Source organism: Stenotrophomonas sp. LST15-1-1.1, from assembly GCF_040815575.1.
Taxonomy (GTDB): domain Bacteria; phylum Pseudomonadota; class Gammaproteobacteria; order Xanthomonadales; family Xanthomonadaceae; genus Stenotrophomonas; species Stenotrophomonas lactitubi_B.
The window spans coordinates 18,322-38,386 of the sequence record NZ_JBFPNJ010000002.1 but is presented as its reverse complement, the minus strand read 5'-3'; the positions used below and the strand labels follow the sequence as shown (position 1 = coordinate 38,386).

The following is a 20,065-nucleotide window of genomic DNA, read 5'->3' as shown; positions in this document are numbered from 1 at the left end:
TCCGTTTACCGCGCCCGCGACAAGGAGTGTTGCCGTGAATCGTTTCGCCCCCCTTCTGCTCGCCACCAGCCTGGGCCTGCTGGCAGCCTGCCACAGCGGCATGAGCAACCGTGATTACCTGCTTGAGAATGTCGCCAGCTGGAATGGCACGGTCAGCATGGTCGAGCAATGGACCAACGGCCCGAACGGCGAGTCCTTCCATGCGTCGCTGCAGGATGGCAAGAGCATGCAGCAGCATCGCTTCGGCCTGAAGAACGCGCACAAGGAAATCGCCGACCGGCTGGTCTTCGTCCAGCAGTTCACCCATGGCAAGGACGCCGATGCACTGCACCAGAACCTGCTCGATTCCCTGAAGAGCACCGAACAGATGTTCGCGGTGATGGAACAGCTGGCGGCCCTGCCCGATGGCTACAGCGAAGAACAGGTCACCCCGCTGCTGCAGACGCTGGATGAGGCCGTGAGCAAAATGGACGAAGACATGCAGACCCTGAGCGACGCGCAGGACGCCTTCGCCAAAGCCCATCGCATCCACCTGCAGACCACCGGCTGATCCACGCCGCCCCGGTTGCCGATGCGGCCGGGGCGACGATACGCTGCACGACTGAACGCATGGCCCCACGCGATACCGTCGATGCGCCCCGTGCAACACCGATGCGGGTACCCTATGCGCCGCCCTGGCCCGCTCTCGCGGGCCTTTCCGTTTCCTGCGTGGCTTCGCCGCGCCGCCAGTTCCGATGCCCCTGCCCAGACCTCCCGACCTCCTGCACGCGCAGGCCTGCCTGATCGACGCCCTGTCGATGTCGCTGCAGATGCGTGATGCCTATACCCGCCACCACTGCGACCGCGTGGGCCTCCTTGCACAGCACCTCGCCCTGCACTGCGACCTGGATGAGGAGGCCTGTACGCAGGTCGGCCTGGCCGCGCGCTTCCACGATATCGGCAAGATCGGCATTCCCGACGACGTACTGCTGAGCCCGCGCCGGCACAACGATGAAGAGCGCGCGATCATGCGCGAACATCCGGTACGTGGCGAACACATCTTCCTGGCTACCGGTCGCAGCGATGCGGCGCCGGTCGCGCGCCTGATCCGCGCCCACCATGAAGCGTTCGACGGCAGCGGCTATCCCGATGGCCTGCAGGGCGAGAACATCCCGCTGGGCGCACGCATCGTCACCATCGTCGATGCTTACGATGCGATGACCAGTGCACGCCCCTATCGCGCAGCGATGGAGCATGAGACGGTGCTGCGGATACTCGATGAGCAGGCCGGTGGCACGATCGACCCCTACGTACTGCAACGTTTCCACGGCATGCTCAAGCACGAGCCGGCGCTGGCCTGAGCATTCACCGGCTGGGCTGCGCCTCGCTTGCGCAGCCGCGGCAATCCTCGCAAGCTGATCGTCGGCCAAAGACGGTCGCCTGCTTACGAGGAGTACCACCCATGAAAGGAAACACCCGCACCGCCGCACCGCTGGGACTGTTGCTGATGGCCCTGGCGCCGTTCGCACAGGCCCAGCAGGAGGGCAACGCCTCCGCTGCCACCTGCCTCTCGCGCAGCGAGGTCACCGCCGGCACCTCACCCGCCGCGCTGATGAACGCCCTGCCCCGCTGCGTGCAGGATGGGCGCATGCAGGACGCCATCGATCTCTACAACATCGCTGGCGTATTCGCCCATTTCGATCGCCAGCGGGTCGCTGACGAAACCGGACACAGTGCCTACAACGCGCTGAAGGCGATGGCGGGTTCGGCGATGGGCGAGGAGAATCTCGGCCGCTTCGACAGCGCCTTGAAGGCGCAGCTGTCCCCCGACAAGGCACCCGCCTATGTCGCTGGCATCTGCAGCTTCAGCAAGCGCGTGGGGCCGCCCTCGTACACCCCCACCTACATGCTGGCCCATGGCATGTCCAACTTCACCGGCACGGGGGGCGGGCTGGTGCCGGGCTTCGAGCCGGCCAGCGCATGGCAGGCGACGCTGTCGCAGTACCTGAAGTGCCCGGGCTGAGCCGTTGCCACTTGTAGGCGAACCCAATGAAAAGGCCCGGCTTGCGCCGGGCCTTCTGCTTCACGCAGTGCGGGCGATCGGTTACCAGATCACCACGCGCTTGTCGTCGGCACGCACCATCGCATCGCCAGCCTTGCACTGGAACGCAGCAGCATAGGACGGCATGTTCGACGGCGCACCGTTGGCACGGAAGTTCGCCGGTGCGTGCGGATCGGTGTTCAGGCGCACGCGCAGCTCACCGTCGGTGAAGTTGCGACGCCACACGGTGGCCCAGTTCATGAAGAAGCGCTGGTCCTGGCTGTGGCCGTCGACTTCGACGTTCGCCTTCGGGTTCTCCTTCAGCGCCATCTGCAATGCATCGTAGGCAACGGTCAGGCCACCCAGATCACCGATGTTCTCGCCCAGCGTCAGCTTGCCCTTCACGAACACGCCCGGCACCGACTCGTAGCCGTCGAACTGCGCGACCAGCTGATCGGTGCGTTCGGTGAAGGCCTTGCGGTCGCTGTCGGTCCACCAGTTGTCGAAGTTGCCGTTGGCGGCGAACTGGCTGCCCGAGTCATCGTAGCCGTGCATCATCTCGTGGCCGATGACCGCACCGATGCCGCCATAGTTCAGCGCCGGATCGGCCTTGGCGTCGAAGAACGGCGCCTGCAGGATCGCCGCCGGGAACACGATCTCGTTCTTGGTGGCGTTGTAGTAGGCGTTGACGGTCTGCGGGGTCATGCCCCACTCGGTCTTGTCCACCGGCTTGCCGACCTTGTCCAGCGTGTAACGGTAGTTGAACGCGCGCGCGGCCTGCATGTTGCCCAGGTAGCTGTCACCGTTGGTCTGCAGGCCCGTCCACTCGCGCCACTTGTCCGGGTAACCGATCTTCGGGGTGAAGCTGGCCCACTTCTCCAGCGCCTTCTTCCTGGTTTCTTCGCCCATCCACGGCAGCTGCTCCAGGCGCGCCTTCAGCGCCACCGACAGGTTCTGCACCAGGTGCTGCATGGCCTCCTTGGATTCGGCCGGGAACACCGCATCGACATACAGCTGGCCGAGCGCTTCGCCCATGCCGCCGTTGACCGACTCCAGCACGCGCTTCCAGCGCGGCTGCATTTCCTGCTGGCCGCGCAGGGTCTTGCCATAGAACTCGAAGTTGGCCTTCTCGAACTGGCTGCTCAGGTACGGCGAGGCATCGTCGATGGTGTGGAAGCGCAGGTACGACTGCCAGGTGGCGGCCGGCACGTCGGCCAGCATCTTGTCCATCTCGCTGAAGAAGCCCGGCTGGGCCAGCGAGAACTTCTGCGCGGCCGGTACCTTCAAGGTGTCAAACAGCGCGGTCCAGCTGAAGTTCGGGGTCAGCTTGTCCGCGTCGGCGGCGCTGAGCGGGTTGTAGCGCTTGGCCGGGTCACGCATCTCGATGCGCGACATCGAGGCCTTTGCCAGGCGGGTCTCGAACGCCATCACCGCCTTGGCCTGTTCGGCGGCCTGCGCCGCGTCGACGCCGGACAGGGTCAGCACCTGCGCGATATAGGCCACATAGGCGTCGCGGATCTTGGCCTGCGATTCGTCGAAGTAGTAGCCCTTCTCCGGCAGGCCGAGGCCGCCCTGGCCGACGTAGGCGATGACGTTGGCCGAATCCTTGTAGTCGGCGTTGGCGAACAGCGAGAACAGTACGCCCTGGCCCTGCGCCTGGCTGTCGCGCAGGTACTGGGTGATGGCGGCGGTATCGTTCAGCGCAGTGATCTTGTCCAGCGTCGGCTGCAGCGGCGCCAGGCCGGCGGCCTCGATCTTCGCTTCGTCGTTGCCGGTCTTCCAGATGTCGCCGATCTTGGCTTCCACCGAGCCGGCCTTGGCCTGGCTGGCGGCGGCCTGCTGCACCAGCGCGTGCTGCACTTCCAGCGAGCGCTCACGCAGGATCTCGAAGCTGCCCCAGGTGGTCTGGTCGCCCGGCACCGGGTTGGCCTTCAGCCACTTGCTGTTGACGAAGCCGTTGAGGTCCGCGCACGCAGCGATGGACGGATCCAGATCGGCGCTGTTGAGCGAGATCAGCGCGGTCTTGATCTGCGACTGGTCGAACGCCGGCTTGGCGGCGTCGGCAGCGGGCGCGGTCTCGTTCTTGCCACAGGCGGCGAGCGAGGCGGCGATGGCGATGGTCAGGCCCAGCGGGACCAGATTGCGGACGTTCATGGCGAGTCTCCAACGGCGAATCGCCCAGCGTAGCCGCTGCGGCGATGGCGGGGACCGGCCAAAGGTCACAGGGGGAACGCCCGTGGTCGCAATCGGGTAGGTGCGGACCGTTGGTCCGCACACACCCGGCAGAGGAATACCCACCAACGGTGGGTATTTACCGCGCCTTGCCCTGGTTGGCCACGGCTTCAGCGGCCTTGCGCGCCGCCTCCGGGTCACCCAGGTAGCGGAACGACTTCACGGTGAGGTCGTCATTCAACTCGAACAGCAGCGGGATGCCGGTCGGAATGTTCAGCTCGAGAATTTCCTCGCGCGAGACGTTGTTGAGGTACTTGTACAGCGCGCGCAGCGAGTTGCCATGGGCGGTGACCAGCACCGTCTTGCCGTCCTTCAGCTGCGGCGCGATGGCGTCGTGCCAGTACGGCAGCACGCGGTCCAGGGTGGTGGCCAGCGATTCGGTACCCGGCAGCGCGTTGCGGTCCAGGCCGGCGTAGCGACGGTCATGGATCGGGTGGCCCGGATCTTCCAGGTCCATCGCCGGCGGCGGGATGTCGTACGAACGGCGCCACACCTTGACTTGGTCTTCGCCGTGCTTGGCGGCGGTCTCGGCCTTGTCCAGGCCCTGCAGGCCACCGTAGTGGCGCTCGTTGAGGCGCCAGGACTTGCTCACCGGCAGCCAATCCTGATCAAGCTCGGCCAGCGCACCCTGCAGGGTGTGGATGGCGCGCTTGAGCACCGAGGTGTGGGCGACGTCGAACTGCAGGCCTTCCTCGCGCATCAGGCGGCCCGCGGCAGCGGCTTCACGGCGCCCCTGTTCGGTCAGGTCGACGTCGACCCAGCCGGTGAAGCGGTTGTCCAGGTTCCACTGGCTCTGGCCATGGCGCAACAGTACGAGTTTACGGGTCACTGCAGGGTCTCCAACGCGAGGAAAGGCAGGGGGCCATTGTAGCCCCGGCGCCCGCTCACCGCGCCGTGGCGGTGCGGATGTCATCCTGTGGCCGATGAATACCGTGATCGACCCCGGGCGCTGGGAAGGCAGCGTCAACGGCGCGCGCGAGCAGCAGAAGCAGCTGGCCTCCCGCGTGCAGCGCCAGGACCGCCTGCCCGCCACCGTGCGCTGGCTGGCCGGGCTGGATGTCGGCTTCGAGGAAGACGGCACGATCACCCGCGCGGCGGCGGTGCTGCTCGATGCGGACACCCTGCAGCCGGTGGCGCAGGAAATCGCCCGTATCCCTACTGTGATGCCCTACATCCCGGGCCTGCTCAGCTTCCGCGAACTGCCGGCGCTGCTGGCGGCGTTGGCACTGTTGCCGCGCACGCCGGACCTGGTGTTCGTCGATGGCCACGGCATCAGCCATCCGCGCCGCCTGGGCATTGCCGCACACCTGGGCGTGGTGACCGACCTGCCAAGCATCGGCGTGGCCAAATCGAAGCTGGTCGGCCGCTTCGTCGAGCCGGGCGCCGACGCTGGCGCGCATACGCCGTTGATGGATGGCAGCGAGCAGCTCGGCTGGGTGCTGCGCAGCAAGCTGCGCTGCAAGCCGCTGTTCGTCGCCGGCGGGCATCGGGTCAGTGCCGATACCGCGCTGGCCTGGGTGCAGCGCACGCTGCGCGGCTATCGCCTGCCCGAGCCGACCCGGTTGGCGGATCGGCTGGCCTCGCGGCGCGACAAATAGCGGTGCAGCTGGGCAATACCGCTCAGCGATGCACGTGACCGCGATGGCCCTGCGCATCGGTCGCTGCATGATCGTGCCCGGTGTGATCGTCATCCTTCGCTGCTGACGGCTGGCCACAGGCTTCGCCGCAGTGGTCGGCTTCGATCTGCAGGGTCACGTGCTCGATGCCGAAATCATCATGCAGGCGACCACCGAGTTCGCGACGAAGGCGGTCGGCATCGTCGCCTTCGCGCATCACGATGTGCGCGGTCAGTGCCGGCGTGCTGGACGCCAGCGCCCACACGTGCAGGTCATGCACGTCCAGCACTGCGTCGTGGTCGGACAGACGGTCGCGCACCTTGGCCACGTCCATGCCCTTGGGCACACCTTCCAGCAATACGTTGATGGCTTCGCGCATCAGCACATAGGTGCGTGGCAGCACCCATAGACCGATCAGCACGGCCAGGATCGGGTCGATCGGCTTCCAGCCGGTCCATTGGATCAGCAGCGCACCAGCAATCACCGCCACCGAGCCAAGCATGTCGGCCCACACTTCCAGGTAGGCCCCCTTCACGTTGAGGCTCTCGCCGCTGCCAGCCTGCAGCAGGCGCATGGAGATCATGTTGATCACCAGACCGACCGCAGCGATCACCAGCATGCCGGTGGAGGCGATCTCCTGCGGCTGGCGGAAGCGACCGATGGCTTCCCACAGGATGTAGCCGGCGACCACGAACAGCATGGCGCCATTGATCATCGCGCCGAGTGCTTCAAGCCGCGCATAGCCATAGGTGCGGCGTGCATCCGGCGGACGCCGGCTCAGCCGCACGGCCACCAGCGCGATCATCAGCGCCAGGGTGTCGGTGGCCATGTGCGCGGCATCGGACAGCAGCGCCAGGCTGTTGGTCCAGAACGCACCCACCACCTCCACCACGAGGAAGGTGGAGGTCAGGCCGAGCGCCCACCACAAGGGCTTCTCGTGGCGGATCTCGGATGGCAGGTGATCGTGGTCGTGACCCATGGCAACAGCTCCTTTGCGATGGAGGCAGGCTACGCCGACGGGCGTTGGGAAACTATCACGGTGTTTATAACATTGCGGAGTCCGCGAGGCAGGTTGCTGCAGCTTGCGCCCATGCCAGGCCACACTATGATGACCGCATCCCCCTGGACGGGGACGGGCAGACGGGTCGCCTCGGCTCTGTTGCCCCAATGGACATACCAACACAAGGAATCCGGAGCATGTGGACCACCAAAACACCTTGGATCGCCGTCGCCGCAGCCTGCGCACTTGGCATTGTCGCAAACGCCTCGGCCAAGACCTGCCAGCAGAATTTCCGTTCGGTAGGCGACCCCCGCAATGGGCAGTTCTTCACCTCCGAGGTCACCCTACCCGGGCTGAAGCCCCGAAGTGCGCTGGGCCAGCTGCGCAAGACGGCACTTGATGAGGGCAACAACTTCGTCAGTGGTGACGTCATAACCGAGACCGAAGGACAGATGTATGTCCTGCAGACCGACACGAAGATGCCCCTGGTCAGCATCATCACCGCCTCCAATGGAGGCACCGTGGTGGTCGGCACCAAGCTGTCACGCGGGCAGACCGCCAAGGAAGAGGACGCTCGCAGCGCACTGTGTGGTTGGCTGGACAAGCTCAAGACCGGCCCGGAGGGCGAAGCGATCGCCGAAGCCGTGCGTGTCTCCAGCGGTTTCGACAAGCCGATCCAGGCCACCGCGGTCGGCATGTCCACCGAAATGGGCAAGGACTCCAAACGGCTGCAGCGGGAGATCAACACCGCACCGCTCAGAGCGCTGTTTTCCGGCACCGGCACCGCACCGGACACCGAGGCGATGTACCAGCCATTACTCGTCAAGTATTTCGGTCGTCGCTTTGTCATCGATGGCCAGGTCTACACAGCCCAGCCCAACCGCTTCAGCAAAACCATTGAAGTGGGCTATCTGGTGACCAAGATGAAGGGCATCGGTGGCATCGGTGGGCGCCAGTCGAACGGCGACAACAACGCCAACTTCACCGTGCACTGCGCACTGGCCGCGGATCAGATGGCGCTGGGCGCCACCCTGCGCGAGAATGACTGGGTGAAGCTGGAAGGTGTAGTCGACAAGATGGATACCGGCGGCGTCCACCTGCGCGATTGCCGGCAGGTGAAGTGAACCACCAGGCCGCGCCGGGGATCGCCCGGCGCAGCCCCGCATCGGATCAGAACCCGAAACGCAGGCTCGCCCAGTACGCGCGGCCGGGTTCGTTGTACGTCGCCGCACCGGCATCGCTGCTGTTGGCCTCGCGGAACAGGCGCTTGTCGGCCAGGTTGTTGACGCCGAAGCCCACGCTGACCGTATCGGTCACCTTGTAGCGCGCGCTCACGCCCCAGACGTTGTACGCGCCGCGGGTCTGCAGCACGGTGGACGCATCGCAGTTGGCCGTGCAGCGCGGATCGTTGTTGATGTTGGCCGTAGCCGGTTCCTGCTTGCCGTAGAAGGTGCCGGTCAGCAGCAGCGACAGCTGCTCGGTAGCCTGCCAGTCCAGCATGGTGTTGACGGTGTACTTGGGAATCACCGACAACGGCTGGCCGGTGCTCTTGTTTTCGTTCTCCACCATGTAGGTGAAGTTGTTGCTCCACTTCAGGCGGTCGCCCTGCTCGCCCAGCAGCGGAATCACCAGGTTGCCCTCGAGCCCCTGCACGATGGCCTTGGGTGCATTCTCCCAGCGGAAGATGCGGCCCTTGCTGTCGGCCGTCAGGCCGATCTGGGTGTACCCGGCCTGGATCTTGTCCTTGTAGTCGTTGTGGAAGTAGGTCAGCGAGGCCTGCCAGCCGCTCTGCGGTGCCCACTCCACGCCCAGTTCCTTGTTCAGGCTGGTCTCTGCCTTGAGATCCGCATTGCCCTGCATGTAGCAGCCGGCGCCCAGGCTCGGCAATGCGTTCGGGCAGCCGTTGCCACGGGTGTAATACAGATAGTCCGGGTTGGACTGATACAGGTTCGGCGCCTTGAACGCACGCGCGATGCCGCCCTTCACCACCCAGTCGCTGTTGAGCCGGAACTGTGCGTTGAGGCTCGGGCTGGTGTTGTTGCCGAACTGGCTGTGATGGTCGAAGCGCAGGCCCGGGGTCACGATCCAGCGTTCACCCAGGTAGATGTTGTCTTCCACGTAGACGGCAGTGGTCTGCGCATCGGACTTGCCGCGTGCGCGATCGGCCGAAAGGCCCGGAATGCCGCCACCGCTGCTGCTGGACTGGCTCATCGAGTAGGGATCGGTCAGGCGGCTGTCGAGGTATTCGAAGCCCAGCGTCCACACGTTCCCGGCACCGCCGAGAGTGGTCGGGAAGCTGACCTCGCCGTCCAGCTGATAGTTGCGCAGGCGCGAGGTCGACCAGTCGGCACCATTGAAGCTGCCTTCCGGGCCACCGGCCAGGCCTTCGTTGATGCGCGAGTTGTTGACCCCTTCCACCGCTGCCGTCAGCCGCGAGCTGACATCTCCCCAGCGTCCGCGATGGGTGATCGCGCCGGTGGTGCGGTACATGCGATTGGTCTCGGCCTGCTGCTCGGCCAGCGCAGCCAGGTCGACGCCGGTGGAGGTTCCGGTGGTGCTGACCGCACGGTCGCCGGCATAGATGTTGCCCTGGCGGCTGGTGCCGGCCTCGAATTCGACGACCTGGTTGGCGGTCACGTCCCAACGCAGCAGTGCGTTGACATCGCGGTTCTTGACGCCTTCGCGGCCCGCCGGCGGTACCGCGTTGGCAGCGGTGGCGAAGTTGCGGTTGAGATCCAGCGAATCGGCATCGGTCTTGTTGAGGTTGCCGTACAGCCGGAACGACAGCGTGTCGGTCATCGGCCCGCTCAGCTGCAGGCCGACGCGCTCGCTGCCACCTTCGGCACTGTGTTCGGGCACCAGCCCGTACAGGTCAACCGCGCCGGTCAGGTCGCCGGTCGGGCGCTTGGTGATGATGTTGACCACGCCACCGGAGGCACCCGAGCCATAGCGCGCCGCCGCCGGGCCGCGCAGCACTTCGATGCGTTCGATCATTTCCGCCGGTACCCAGTTGGTGTCGCCGCGCGTGTTGCGTTCGCCACTGCGACCCATGCGCACCGCGTCGCGTGCACCCACACGCTTGCCGTCGATCAGGATCAGGGTATTTTCCGGCCCCATGCCGCGCAGATCGATCTGCCGGTTGTTGCCGTACTGGCCCGACGCGCTGTTGCCGGTCAGATTGACGCCGGGCATCGTCCGCAGCAGCTCGGCGATGTCGTTGACCGGCGGCCGCTTGGCGATGTCTTCAGCGGTGATGGTGGAGGTGCCCAGTGCCTGCCGCGCGATCTGCGAGGCGGTGACATGCACGGTATCGATATCGGTGGCATCGGTTTCCGCGTGCGCGGTAACCGTACCGGCAGCCAGCAGCGCGGCGACGGCGAGCGCCAGCGGGCGCGGTGAAAGAGTGGTTGCAGGCATGTTCTGGACCTTCTGGCAGGGCAACGAAAGCCTCTGGCATAGGGCACGAGGCGGCGACGGGGGAGGTGGAACGATCACTGCGGGATGCCCGCAGGTCGGTTCCTGCCGTCATTTTTTCACAAATGCGAGTGATTCTCAAATGCGTCAACGCATTGCGGCATCGGCCGGCATGTGCTCTGCCCGGGTTTTTCGGCCTGCATGGCGCTTAAACTGGCTGGCTTACCTGCCATCAACCGTCGACAGCTGCGGCCGATACCGTGGTCTGTTGTGCGCCGCTAGAGATCGACGTGGATACACCCCAACTGGACGAAGCCAGCCAACCGCTGGCCCAGGCCTGGCAGCACTGTCTGCTGCAGGCCGGCCCCGCTGCCGCCGCGCTGCTGCATGCCGTGGCCGCTGATGCACCGCCGACGCTGGCGCAGCGCTTCTACGAAGTGTTGCTGCAGGACACGCGTGCGCGCCGCTTCCTGTCGCATGAACAGGTCAAGCAGCGCCTGCAACCGGCGATGCAGCGTTGGCTGGCCCAGCTGCTGACCACCGATGCGGATGGAATTGCCGCTACGGTCGCCGCGCAGCGCGTAATCGGCGATGTGCATGCGCGGGTCGGCATTCCGGTTGACCTGGTGACTCGCGGAGCACGCGTGCTCAAGCACGAACTGTTCGTGCGCCTGCGCGCCGACGCCCATGACAACGACACCGCCTTCGCCGCCATCGATTGCCTGAGCGCGATCATGGACATCGCCATGGAGGGCATGACCCTGGCCTATACGCATGCACGTGAGCGCTCGTCGCGCACCGATGCAGCGTACCGGCTGTTCTCGCTGGTGCAGAACGTCAGCACCGAGCGCGAGCGCCAGCGCGCCCTGCTGCTGGATTGGGAAAACAACCTGCTGTACACCCTCGCCGGCCATGCAGCAGGTGCCGACAACGCGAGTCTGGCGACGTCGGAGTTCGGCCTGTGGTTCACCCACAAGGGCATTCCCAGCTTCGGCGAAAGCAGCGAGACACAGCAGGTCGGCGGGTTGATGGCGCGCATCGACAGCAGCCTGCGGCGCGCGACGGATGACGATCCAGCACGACGTCTGGTCGTCCTGCCGGCAATCCGCGAAGACCTGGCCACCATCCGCAACCTGATGACGCTGCTGTTCGAACGCATTGGCGAGCTGGATGCGGGCAGCGATGCGTTGACCAACCTGCTCAACCGGCGCTTCCTTCCGACCGTGCTGCGCCGTGAGATCGAATTGTCCACGCGCAACCACACGCCATTCTCGCTGTTGTTGCTGGACCTTGATCATTTCAAGGCGATCAACGATGGCCACGGTCACGACGCGGGCGACCGCGCCCTGCAGCACGTTGCCGCCCTGCTCGGCCAGCAGACCCGTGGCAGCGACTACCTGTTCCGCTACGGCGGCGAGGAGTTCGTGGTGGTGCTGGTGGCGGCAAGCGAATCGCAGGCGGAGGTGATTGCCGAAGGCCTGCGCCGGCAGATCGCACAATCGCCGATTACCCTGCCCAATGGACAGACGCTGGGGCTGACCGCCAGCATCGGTGTAGCCGGACACGATGGACATCCCGATTACGAACGGCTGATGGCGCGCGCCGACGCAGCGATGTACGCCGCCAAGCGACAGGGCCGCAACCGCGTGGTGGTGGCCGACGCTGCCTTGCCCGAGGCACCAGGGCGGCGCGCGCTGCAACGTTGAGCCAGCAGCGCGCGCGGCAGGGCGTCGAGCAGCTTCGACGCTACAGGGCGGCGTTGCGCGGAATACGCCACGTCGCCCACCACGCCAAGCCCAGCAGGGCGATTCCCGCTCCCAGCGCGCACACCGCCGGCCACCCGTAGCGCGCCTGCATCCAGGTGCCTGCGGCAGCGCCCATACCGCTGCCCACCGCATAGAACAGCATGTACAGCGCCACCAGGCGCCCATGCTGCTCGGCCGGAGCACGCAGCAGCAGGGCCTGGTTGGACACATGCAACGCCTGCCCGCCCAGGTCCAGCACTATTACGCCCAGCAGCAACAGCGCCAGCGAGTGCGGCAGGCCCAGCAGTGGCACCCAGGCGACCAGCATCAGCAGCAGCGCGCCCAGGCTCACCCGATGGGCAAAGCCACGATCCATCCAGTGCCCGACCCGCGCCGCCAGCAGCGCGCCGATGATGCCAGCCAGGCCCAGCGCGCCGATGCCCGCCGTGGACCAGCTAAAGGGCGGCGCCGACAACGGCAGCGGCACCGCGGCCCAGAACACATTGAGACCGGCAAACAACAGCAGTGCCAAGGGCCCACGTTCGCGCAGCGCACGATCCTGCTGAAGCATCTGGACCATGGAGCGCAGCAGCTCGCGCCAGGCCGGCGACATCGCAGGCGCCGGCACGTGCGGCAGACGCCGCCACAGCAGCAGTGCCAGCGCCGCCATCAGCACTGCCGACAGCAGGTACACCGCGCGCCATCCCGCTACGGCGGCGACCGCGCCGGACACCACGCGCGCCGACAGCAGGCCGATGAACACGCCGCCCTGGACCATGCCAACCACCCGCCCGCGCTGCTCCGGTGCAGCCAGGTTGGCGGCGTAGGCGATCAGTCCTTGGGTGAGCGCCGTACCGAGCAGCCCCGCCAGCAGCATGCCCGACAGCAACCATGCGGTGCTGCGGGCGGCGGCCAGCCATAGCAGTGCCACCACCAGTGCCAGCAATTGCACCCGCAGCAGTCGGCGACGGTCGCCACGATCAGCCAAGGGCAGCAGCCCGAGCAGGGCCAGCACGCTGCCGGCCTGGGTGGCAGCCAGCAGTGCACCGGCCACCGCGGCATCCAGGGCGAAATCGTGGGCCAGGCGCTCCAGCAGCGGCTGCGCGAAGTAGACATTGGCCACGCTGGCACCGGCAGCAATGGCGAGCAGGCCCAACAGCGGGCGGGACAGCGAAGGCATCATCAGCGTGGTTGCAATTTGAAACTGCGTGCACGGTAGCGCCACTGGTTTTAAACTGCAACCACAACCGAGGACTTCCCCATGCACGCCAACAGCCCCTGCCCCGTGGCCCGCAGCGCCGATCTGCTTGGCGACCGCTGGGCGTTGCTGATCATCCGCGACGCCTTCGATGGCGTCAGCCGCTTCGGCGATTTCCAGCGCAGCCTGGGCGCGGCGCGCAACATCCTCAGCGACCGCCTGCGGCGACTGGTCGAGGCGGGACTGCTGGTGCAGCAGCCTGCCGCCGATGGCAGCGCGTACCAGGACTACGTGCTCACCGCGGCCGGCCAGGACCTGTTCCCGCTGCTGGTCGCCCTGCGCCAATGGGGAGAACGGCATCGCTTCGCTGCAGGCGAGGCACACTCGCAGCTGATCGAATCCAGCAGCCGCCGGCCGCTGCCCTATATGCGGCCCCACGGACGCGACGGCCGGCCCCTGCACGCCGCCGATACCCGCGTACGCAAGCTCAAGGAACCAGGCGACCGGGCCTGATCCGCCCGTTCACGCACACCGGCGACCTTTGGGGACGGTTAGCATCGGTTGTCCTCCGTCGCTGAATGCCACCGATGCCGAACTACGCCCGAACCCTGTCGATCCTGCTGCCGCTGGCCTTGCTGCACGCTGCACCACTGGCCTTTGCCCGCGACGTGGCGGCACCCGCAGAACACGTGGACAGCGATGGTCCTTACCTGTTCCGTGAAGGTGCGCAGCTGAAAGCACAGTGGATCTGCCAGGACCAGGTGGAAACCCATACCGTGCACGCCGGCAGCGAGGGCACGGACGTTGCCGCGCACTGCGGCTACCCGCATGCAGTGCATGTGCTGCCGCCGAATGCGCCGTCGGTATCCGTGCTGCCGGCGGTGCCGCGTATCGTCGCCGTGTCCGACATCCACGGCCAGTACGACCTGCTGGTGCGCCTGCTGCGCGCCAACCGGGTGATCGACGCGCAGGACCGCTGGGCCCTGGGCACGGACACGCTGGTGATCGCGGGCGACGTGTTCGATCGTGGCCCGCGGGTGACCGAAGCGTTCTGGCTGCTGTACGGCCTGCAGCAGCAGGCGGCAGCGGCCGGTGGCGCGGTGCATTTCGTGCTCGGCAACCACGAGACCATGGTGCTCTATGACGACCTGCGCTACGTCAACCCGAAATACCTGCGCAGCGCGCAGTTGCTCGGCCGCAGCTACCCGCAGCTGTATGCTGCCGACTCGGTGATCGGCCAGTGGCTGCGTACGCGCCCGGTGCTGCTGCAGATCGGCGATACCCTGTTCCTGCACGGCGGCATCTCGCCCGATGCCGTGCAGATGGCATTGGACCCGGCCCACACCAACGCCGCCTACCAGGCCTCGCTGGGCATCCCCAAGGCCGAGGTGAAGGCAGACCCCGCCACTGCACCGCTGTATGACGGCAAGACCAGCCCGATCTGGTACCGCGGCTACTTCGACGGACGACTGGACACCCAGGGCGTGCAGGCCGTGCTCGACCGCCTCCAGCTCAAGCGCATCGTGGTCGGCCACACCTCCATGCCACATGTCAGCAGCTTCCACGACGGCCGCGTGATCGCCATCGACAGCAGCATCAAGAATGGCGAGAACGGCGAGCTGCTGTTCATCGAGGGCGGCAAGCTCACTCGGGGCCTGCTGGACGGTTCGCGGGTGCCACTGGCCAAGGGCGAGCCCGGCCTGCAGGACTGAACGAAGGGCCAGCGCCGGGCCGGTCCAGGTCCCCCACGGCCGCCACCTGCACCCGGTTTGCCGCTACCCTCGGCAGCCGAGAGGCCCGCCCTGTCCAGCGGGCGGCCCATCCGCCCCCAGGAGCCCCGCGCATGCGCGTTCTCATCGCAGAAGACGACCCCGACATCGCCTCCGGCCTGTGCGCCTCGATGCGCCGGCAGGGCCACGTGGTCGACCACGTGGACAACGGCGCGCATGCCGATGCCGCTCTGAATTCCACCCAATACGCACTGCTGGTGCTGGATCTTGGCCTGCCCCAGCTGGATGGCCGTGACGTACTGCAGCGGTTGCGCCAGCGTGGTGATGGCCTGGCCGTGCTGGTGGTGACTGCACGTGATGGCCTGGCCGAGCGCGTGCGCGTGCTCGACCTGGGAGCCGACGACTACCTGGTCAAACCGTTTGCACTGGATGAATTCGAAGCACGCGTGCGCGCGCAGCTGCGCCGGGTCACCAGCAACGGCAACCCCGACCTGCGCATCGGCCGGCTGCGCCTGGACCTGACCGGGCACCGAGTGTGGATAGACGAGCAGACGCTGGAGCTGACGGCGCGCGAATTCGGCCTGCTGTCCGCCCTGGCGGTGCGTGCCGAGCGCATCGTCTCCCGTGCGCAGCTGGTGGAGGCCCTGTGCGACTGGGGCCAGGACCTGACCGACAACGGCCTGGACATCGCCCTGCATCGCCTGCGCCGCAAGCTGCAGCCGGGCGGCATGGGCATCCGCACCGTACGCGGGCTGGGCTACATGCTGGAAGACGCCAGCCCGTGATCAGCGGACCGCCCAGCCTGCGCCGGCGCCTGCTCGCCTTCCTGGCGCTGCCGATGCTGGGCCTGCTGACCTTCAACACGCTGCTGGCGTACTACGTAGCGCTGGACTACTCCAACCGTATCCACGACCGCAACCTGACCGACGACACCGTATCGTTCGCGCAGATGCTCAGCACGATGCCGGTCAGCAGCGACCTGTCCCCGCAGGCACGTTTCCTCATCGAGTACGACCCGGACGGTCATCGTTACTTCAACGTCGACAGCAGCCGCCTGGGCACCATCGCCGGCAACGCCGATTTCAGCGCCTATGCACCGTCGCAGGACTGCAGCGGCACGCATCCGGCGCTGTACGAAGGTGAATTGAACGGCCAGCAGGTACGCATGTCGACGGTCTGCACCCAGGCGATGAACGATCCGCAGGACCAGTTGGCGGTGACCGTGGCCGAAAGCATGGCCGACCGTCGCCAGCGCGCACGCGAGATCCTGATGATCGTCATTCCCCTGATGGCCATGCTGGCCCTGGGAATGGCGGCGCTGGTCTGGTTCGGCGTGACCCACGGCCTGCGTATCCTGACTCCGCTGACCTCGCGATTGGCCCAGCGCCGCGGCGAGCTGGCACCGATTTCCGATGCCGACGTGCCCGAGGAGATCCAACCCCTGATCAGCACCATCGACGGCCTGTTCGCGCGGCAGGCGGAAATGATCACGCTGCAGAACCGCTTCATTGCCGATGCCGCCCACCAGTTGCGCTCGCCGCTGGCGGGCATGGCACTGCACGTGGACCAGGCACTGGCCCACGGCGATCCGGAGACCGTGCGCGAAGCGCTGCAGAACATCCGCCGGCTCAACCAGCGAACTGCCCGCGTCAGCACCCAGCTGCTGGCGTTGAGCCGTGCCCAGACCGTGCCGGAGACGGTGGAGGCATTGGACCTGTCCGAACTGGTGCCGCAATGGGTGGGCATGCGCGTGCCCGAAGCGATCCGCGATGGCACCGACCTGGGCTACCTGGGTCCGCAGCAGCCGGTGCGGATACTGGGCAACGGCGCCATGCTGCACGAGGCGCTGGACAATCTGATCGACAACGCCCTGCGCTACGCCGGCACGGATGCGACTGTCACGGTGGGCGTGCACGCTTTGGACGACAACGATGTCGAGCTGTACGTCGAAGACAACGGCCCGGGCGTACCCGAGGACGTGATGTCGCGGTTGGGGGAACGCTTCTTCCGCGCACCTGGCACTGCCGCCAGTGGTACCGGCCTGGGCCTGGCCATCGCTCATGAGGCCGTCGAGCATCTGGGCGGGCGCCTGGGCTACCTCAACCGCCCCGCTGGCGGCCTGAAGGTGTCCATCACCATACCGTTGCTGAAGGGCCCTTGATCCAGCCGGGCCGTTGAAAGGTTGCCGAAAATCGCGCTTGCGATGCTGACCTTCCCGACTGCCGCGCTGGAGCCGACTGGTGTCCGCATCCCATGAGTTCTTTCTTCCCGGTGGCCCGCAGGGCGTCCTGCTGATCCATGGCCTGACCGGCACGCCGGCCGAGATGCGCATGCTGGGCAAAGGCCTGAACAACGCCGGCTTCAGCGTGCACGGTGTGCAGTTGCCGGGCCACTGCGGCAGCGTCGAGGACCTGCTGCAGACCCGCTGGGAACAGTGGTACCAAGGCGTGGAAGATGCGGCCGCGAACCTGCGCGGCAAGGTCGACCAGCTGTTCGTCGGCGGGCTGTCGATGGGTGCGGTGCTGGCGCTGGCACTGGCCGCGCGCCGGCCGGACTGGGTCTCCGGCGTGGGCGTGTACGGCGCCACCTTCCGCTACGACGGTTGGAACATTCCGGCGGTCGCGCGCTTCTCGTTCCTGCTGCCGTGGTTCAAGCGCCTGGGCATCGGCCGCGACCGCATGTTCATGGAAGAGCCGCCGTATGGCCTGCGCGACGAGCGCCTGCGCGCGCAGGTCAGCGCCGCCATGCTGTCCGGTGACAGTGCCGCTGCCGGCCTGCCGGGCAATCCGTGGCATGCGTTGGCCGAAATGCGGGCACTGAGCACCTGGACGCGCCGTCACCTGCACCAGGTCACGGCACCGTGCCTGGTGATGCACGCCCGCGAGGACGACGTGGCCAGCATGGGCAATGCCGAACTGGTGATCTCGCGCGTCAGCGGACCGACCGAGCTGGTGGTGCTGGAAGACAGCTACCACATGATCACCATCGATCGCGAACGGCGCGAGGTGATCCGTCGCAGCGCGCGCTTCTTCAGCGACATCGGCGAACGTGCGAGCGTGCTGCAGGCGGTCGCCTGAGATGGGATCGCTTGCCACCCTGCTGTGGCTGGTCAACGTGGTGCTCGACACCGGCGGCCAGCTGGCCTTCAAGGCCGCCGCCAGCGACCCGCAGGACGCCGAAGGCCTGCAGCGCTGGAAACACATGTTCGGCCGTCCCTGGCTGTGGCTGGGCATCGCCTGCTACGTGCTTGAATTCGTCGCCTGGATCGCCTTCCTGTCGCTGGTACCGTTGTCGCAGGGCGTGCTGCTCGGCTCAATCAACATCGTCGCGCTGATGGTTGCCGGCCGCATCCTGTTCCGCGAGCGGCTGACGCCGTTGCGGGTGACCGGCATGCTGCTGGTCAGCGCCGGCGTTGCCGTGGTTGGAGCCGGAACATGAGGCGGCTGTACCTGATCGGCTTCCCGCTGCTGATGGCCTTCGACACCTTGGCCCAGCTGTGCTTCAAGTATGCCGGCGACGCCGCGCTGCCGGTCGAGGCCAACACCGCCTGGCTGCTGCGCGTGCTGTCGCAGCCGTGGGTGTACGGCGCGATGCTCGGTTACGTCGGCGCGTTCTTTACCTGGATGAGCCTGCTGCGGCACGCGCCGATCGGTCCTGCGTTCGCCGCCTCGCATCTGGAAGTGATCAGCGTACTGCTGCTGTCGGCGTGGCTGCTGCACGAACCATTGACGCTGCATCACCTGATCGGTGCGGTGCTGATCGTGGCCGGCATCATCTGCCTGGGCCGCGCCGAGGCGAATGATCCGCACGCTGCCGAAGCGGCCCCGTGAGCCTGTTGTCGCGGGAGTTGCCGCCCACCGCCGGTCTGCCCTTGCAGGCCGGCGATTTCCTTCCCGGCGGCGGTGACCTGTGCGCGATTCTCGCCGAGCAGCTGGGCACCCCGCCACTGCAGCTGACCTGCTCGGGCACCCACGCCCTGCTGATCGCCCTGCGCACCCTGCGCAGGCGCGCGCCGCAGCGCGATACGGTGATCCTGCCGGCCTATACCTGTCCGCTGGTGCCGATTGCCGTGCACAGCCTCGGCCTGCGCATACAGCTGTGCGATACCCGCCCCGACCATTTCGATTTCGACCCGGCGGCACTGCACGCCGCAGCCGATGCACGCACTCTGGCGATCATTCCCACGCACCTGGGCGGGCGCATCGCCGATGTAGATCGCGCATGTGCCATCGCGCACCGCGTCGGCGCATGGGTGATCGAGGACGCTGCGCAGGCACTGGGTGCGCGCGTGGCCGGCAACAGCGTCGGCCTGCGCGGTGACATCGGCTTCTTCAGCCTGGCCGCCGGCAAAGGGCTGAGCCTGCATGAGGGCGGCCTGCTGCTGACGCGTGACGAAGCACTGCGCGCGGCATTGATCGAGCAGGCCGCAGGAAGCACGCCCTTCAGCCTGCGCTGGGAGCTGACCCGCAGCCTGCAGCTGCTGGGCCTGGCGGCATGCTACCGCCCTTCCCTGCTGTCGTTGGTGTATGGAAACCCGCTGCGGCGTGCCCTGCGCGGTGGCGACCTGGAAGCTGCGGTGGGTGATGTGTTTCCGTTGGATGTTCCGCAGCATCGCGTCAGCCGCTGGCGGCAGAACGTCGGTGCACGCGCAGCACAGCGCCTGCCCGCCTTCCTGCAGGCGGCCCGCCTGCGTGCGCTGCAGCTGCGCGTGCAGCTGGAGTCGCTGCCTGCCATTGAAGTGGTGGACGGAATGCCTGGCACCCTTGGCACCTGGCCGATGCTGATGCTGCTGCTGCCCAGCGAACGTGCACGCGACAAGGCGCTGTCCGCGCTGTGGCAGCGCGGCCTGGGGGTCAGCCGAATGTTCATCCATGCCCTGCCGGACTACGCCTATCTGCGAGGCGTCGTTGCAGACGCGGATGTACCCCATGCCCGCGACTTCGCCGCCCGCTGCCTGACCGTGGGCAACAGCCCCTGGCTGACCCATGCCGACACCGGCGAGATCGTGAAGGTACTGGCGCGCCAGTAGTGGCTGAACGCTTCCCGAGTGCCTCCGCTCAAGCTTTCAGGCGGAAAGGAACGAGAAAGACGGCCTGCCTACATTGGCCCC

General features: G+C 66.8%; 19 protein-coding genes. 14 read left to right on the top strand and 5 right to left on the bottom strand.

The features are described from left to right. Window positions 1-34 precede the first annotated feature (34 nt). From MRBLST15_RS06940 to MRBLST15_RS06930, 3 genes are all read left to right on the top strand, one after another. Window positions 35-550: a hypothetical protein gene (locus tag MRBLST15_RS06940; protein WP_099821108.1), complete on the top strand. Its 516-nt coding sequence runs from the start codon at window positions 35-37 to the stop codon at window positions 548-550. Window positions 551-734: 184 nt separating this feature from the next. Beyond that, the gene (locus tag MRBLST15_RS06935; protein ID WP_265951610.1) at window positions 735-1,340 is read left to right on the top strand and encodes an HD-GYP domain-containing protein; all 606 of its coding nucleotides are present in this window, start codon (window positions 735-737) and stop codon (window positions 1,338-1,340) included. Between the two features lie 101 nt (window positions 1,341-1,441). Further along, window positions 1,442-2,002: a hypothetical protein gene (locus tag MRBLST15_RS06930; RefSeq protein ID WP_265951611.1), complete on the top strand. Its 561-nt coding sequence runs from the start codon at window positions 1,442-1,444 to the stop codon at window positions 2,000-2,002. An 81-nt stretch (window positions 2,003-2,083) separates the two neighbouring features. On the opposite strand, the gene MRBLST15_RS06925 is transcribed toward MRBLST15_RS06930, so the two are convergent. Both MRBLST15_RS06925 and gpmA read right to left on the bottom strand, forming a co-directional pair. Further along, window positions 2,084-4,174 carry a M13 family metallopeptidase gene (locus MRBLST15_RS06925; RefSeq protein ID WP_367785558.1) on the bottom strand — a complete coding sequence of 697 codons (2,091 nt, stop codon included), beginning with the start codon at window positions 4,172-4,174 and terminating at the stop codon, window positions 2,084-2,086. 157 nt (window positions 4,175-4,331) lie between these two features. After that, the gene (gene gpmA, locus MRBLST15_RS06920; RefSeq protein WP_088100450.1) at window positions 4,332-5,081 is read right to left on the bottom strand and encodes a 2,3-diphosphoglycerate-dependent phosphoglycerate mutase; all 750 of its coding nucleotides are present in this window, start codon (window positions 5,079-5,081) and stop codon (window positions 4,332-4,334) included. 94 nt (window positions 5,082-5,175) lie between these two features. Here gpmA and nfi point away from each other — a divergent pair, with 94 nt between their 5' ends. Beyond that, a complete protein-coding gene (nfi, locus tag MRBLST15_RS06915; protein ID WP_367785557.1) occupies window positions 5,176-5,850 on the top strand; it encodes a deoxyribonuclease V in 675 nt (224 codons plus the stop codon). A gap of 22 nt (window positions 5,851-5,872) precedes the next feature. Here the strand turns inward: nfi and MRBLST15_RS06910 are convergent, their stop codons facing one another. Then, window positions 5,873-6,847 carry a cation diffusion facilitator family transporter gene (locus tag MRBLST15_RS06910; protein WP_367785556.1) on the bottom strand — a complete coding sequence of 325 codons (975 nt, stop codon included), beginning with the start codon at window positions 6,845-6,847 and terminating at the stop codon, window positions 5,873-5,875. A 218-nt stretch (window positions 6,848-7,065) separates the two neighbouring features. Here MRBLST15_RS06910 and MRBLST15_RS06905 point away from each other — a divergent pair, with 218 nt between their 5' ends. Then, a complete protein-coding gene (locus tag MRBLST15_RS06905) occupies window positions 7,066-7,992 on the top strand; it encodes a hypothetical protein (protein WP_367785555.1) in 927 nt (308 codons plus the stop codon). A 46-nt stretch (window positions 7,993-8,038) separates the two neighbouring features. Here the strand turns inward: MRBLST15_RS06905 and MRBLST15_RS06900 are convergent, their stop codons facing one another. Then, complete coding sequence (locus tag MRBLST15_RS06900; RefSeq protein WP_367785554.1) at window positions 8,039-10,285, bottom strand: TonB-dependent siderophore receptor; 2,247 nt, start codon at window positions 10,283-10,285, stop codon at window positions 8,039-8,041. 287 nt (window positions 10,286-10,572) lie between these two features. Here MRBLST15_RS06900 and MRBLST15_RS06895 point away from each other — a divergent pair, with 287 nt between their 5' ends. After that, window positions 10,573-11,988 (top strand): GGDEF domain-containing protein, encoded by a 1,416-nt coding sequence (locus MRBLST15_RS06895; protein ID WP_367785553.1) that lies wholly within the window; start codon window positions 10,573-10,575, stop codon window positions 11,986-11,988. 40 nt (window positions 11,989-12,028) lie between these two features. Here the strand turns inward: MRBLST15_RS06895 and MRBLST15_RS06890 are convergent, their stop codons facing one another. Then, window positions 12,029-13,210, bottom strand: a complete 1,182-nt coding sequence (locus MRBLST15_RS06890) for an MFS transporter (RefSeq protein WP_367785552.1) — start codon at window positions 13,208-13,210, stop codon at window positions 12,029-12,031. Window positions 13,211-13,288: 78 nt separating this feature from the next. On the opposite strand from MRBLST15_RS06890, the gene MRBLST15_RS06885 reads away from it, so the two are divergent. From MRBLST15_RS06885 to MRBLST15_RS06850, 8 genes are all read left to right on the top strand, one after another. Next, a complete protein-coding gene (locus tag MRBLST15_RS06885; RefSeq protein WP_265951618.1) occupies window positions 13,289-13,738 on the top strand; it encodes a winged helix-turn-helix transcriptional regulator in 450 nt (149 codons plus the stop codon). 65 nt (window positions 13,739-13,803) lie between these two features. Continuing rightward, window positions 13,804-14,937: a metallophosphoesterase gene (locus MRBLST15_RS06880; protein ID WP_414716136.1), complete on the top strand. Its 1,134-nt coding sequence runs from the start codon at window positions 13,804-13,806 to the stop codon at window positions 14,935-14,937. Window positions 14,938-15,068: 131 nt separating this feature from the next. Next, entirely contained in the window at window positions 15,069-15,740 is a 672-nt protein-coding gene (locus tag MRBLST15_RS06875; protein ID WP_089239707.1) for a response regulator, read from the top strand. Continuing rightward, the gene (locus MRBLST15_RS06870; RefSeq protein ID WP_312705288.1) at window positions 15,737-17,116 is read left to right on the top strand and encodes a sensor histidine kinase; all 1,380 of its coding nucleotides are present in this window, start codon (window positions 15,737-15,739) and stop codon (window positions 17,114-17,116) included. Before MRBLST15_RS06875 ends, MRBLST15_RS06870 begins: the two co-directional genes overlap by 4 nt. A gap of 79 nt (window positions 17,117-17,195) precedes the next feature. Beyond that, window positions 17,196-18,032 (top strand): alpha/beta hydrolase, encoded by an 837-nt coding sequence (locus MRBLST15_RS06865; protein WP_312705289.1) that lies wholly within the window; start codon window positions 17,196-17,198, stop codon window positions 18,030-18,032. Between the two features lies 1 nt (window position 18,033). Continuing rightward, a complete protein-coding gene (locus MRBLST15_RS06860) occupies window positions 18,034-18,393 on the top strand; it encodes an EamA family transporter (RefSeq protein ID WP_312705290.1) in 360 nt (119 codons plus the stop codon). Further along, window positions 18,390-18,785, top strand: a complete 396-nt coding sequence (locus tag MRBLST15_RS06855) for a DMT family transporter (protein ID WP_265951622.1) — start codon at window positions 18,390-18,392, stop codon at window positions 18,783-18,785. Before MRBLST15_RS06860 ends, MRBLST15_RS06855 begins: the two co-directional genes overlap by 4 nt. Beyond that, window positions 18,782-19,984, top strand: coding sequence for a DegT/DnrJ/EryC1/StrS family aminotransferase (locus MRBLST15_RS06850; RefSeq protein ID WP_265951623.1), 1,203 nt, complete (start codon window positions 18,782-18,784; stop codon window positions 19,982-19,984). The genes MRBLST15_RS06855 and MRBLST15_RS06850 overlap by 4 nt, the downstream gene beginning before the upstream one ends. The last annotated feature ends 81 nt before the right edge of the window (window positions 19,985-20,065 follow it).

What these genes read in the sequence shown, in the direction of transcription:
- MRBLST15_RS06935 (WP_265951610.1), top strand. Translation starts at nt 735, where the DNA reads ATGCCCCTGCCCAGACCTCCCGACCTCCTGCACGCGCAGGCCTGCCTG.
- MRBLST15_RS06930 (WP_265951611.1), top strand. Translation starts at nt 1,442, where the DNA reads ATGAAAGGAAACACCCGCACCGCCGCACCGCTGGGACTGTTGCTGATG.
- MRBLST15_RS06925 (WP_367785558.1), bottom strand. Translation starts at nt 4,174, where the DNA reads ATGAACGTCCGCAATCTGGTCCCGCTGGGCCTGACCATCGCCATCGCC.
- nfi (WP_367785557.1), top strand. Translation starts at nt 5,176, where the DNA reads ATGAATACCGTGATCGACCCCGGGCGCTGGGAAGGCAGCGTCAACGGC.
- MRBLST15_RS06910 (WP_367785556.1), bottom strand. Translation starts at nt 6,847, where the DNA reads ATGGGTCACGACCACGATCACCTGCCATCCGAGATCCGCCACGAGAAG.
- MRBLST15_RS06905 (WP_367785555.1), top strand. Translation starts at nt 7,066, where the DNA reads ATGTGGACCACCAAAACACCTTGGATCGCCGTCGCCGCAGCCTGCGCA.
- MRBLST15_RS06900 (WP_367785554.1), bottom strand. Translation starts at nt 10,285, where the DNA reads ATGCCTGCAACCACTCTTTCACCGCGCCCGCTGGCGCTCGCCGTCGCC.
- MRBLST15_RS06890 (WP_367785552.1), bottom strand. Translation starts at nt 13,210, where the DNA reads ATGATGCCTTCGCTGTCCCGCCCGCTGTTGGGCCTGCTCGCCATTGCT.
- MRBLST15_RS06885 (WP_265951618.1), top strand. Translation starts at nt 13,289, where the DNA reads ATGCACGCCAACAGCCCCTGCCCCGTGGCCCGCAGCGCCGATCTGCTT.
- MRBLST15_RS06880 (WP_414716136.1), top strand. Translation starts at nt 13,804, where the DNA reads ATGCCACCGATGCCGAACTACGCCCGAACCCTGTCGATCCTGCTGCCG.
- MRBLST15_RS06875 (WP_089239707.1), top strand. Translation starts at nt 15,069, where the DNA reads ATGCGCGTTCTCATCGCAGAAGACGACCCCGACATCGCCTCCGGCCTG.
- MRBLST15_RS06860 (WP_312705290.1), top strand. Translation starts at nt 18,034, where the DNA reads ATGGGATCGCTTGCCACCCTGCTGTGGCTGGTCAACGTGGTGCTCGAC.
- MRBLST15_RS06855 (WP_265951622.1), top strand. Translation starts at nt 18,390, where the DNA reads ATGAGGCGGCTGTACCTGATCGGCTTCCCGCTGCTGATGGCCTTCGAC.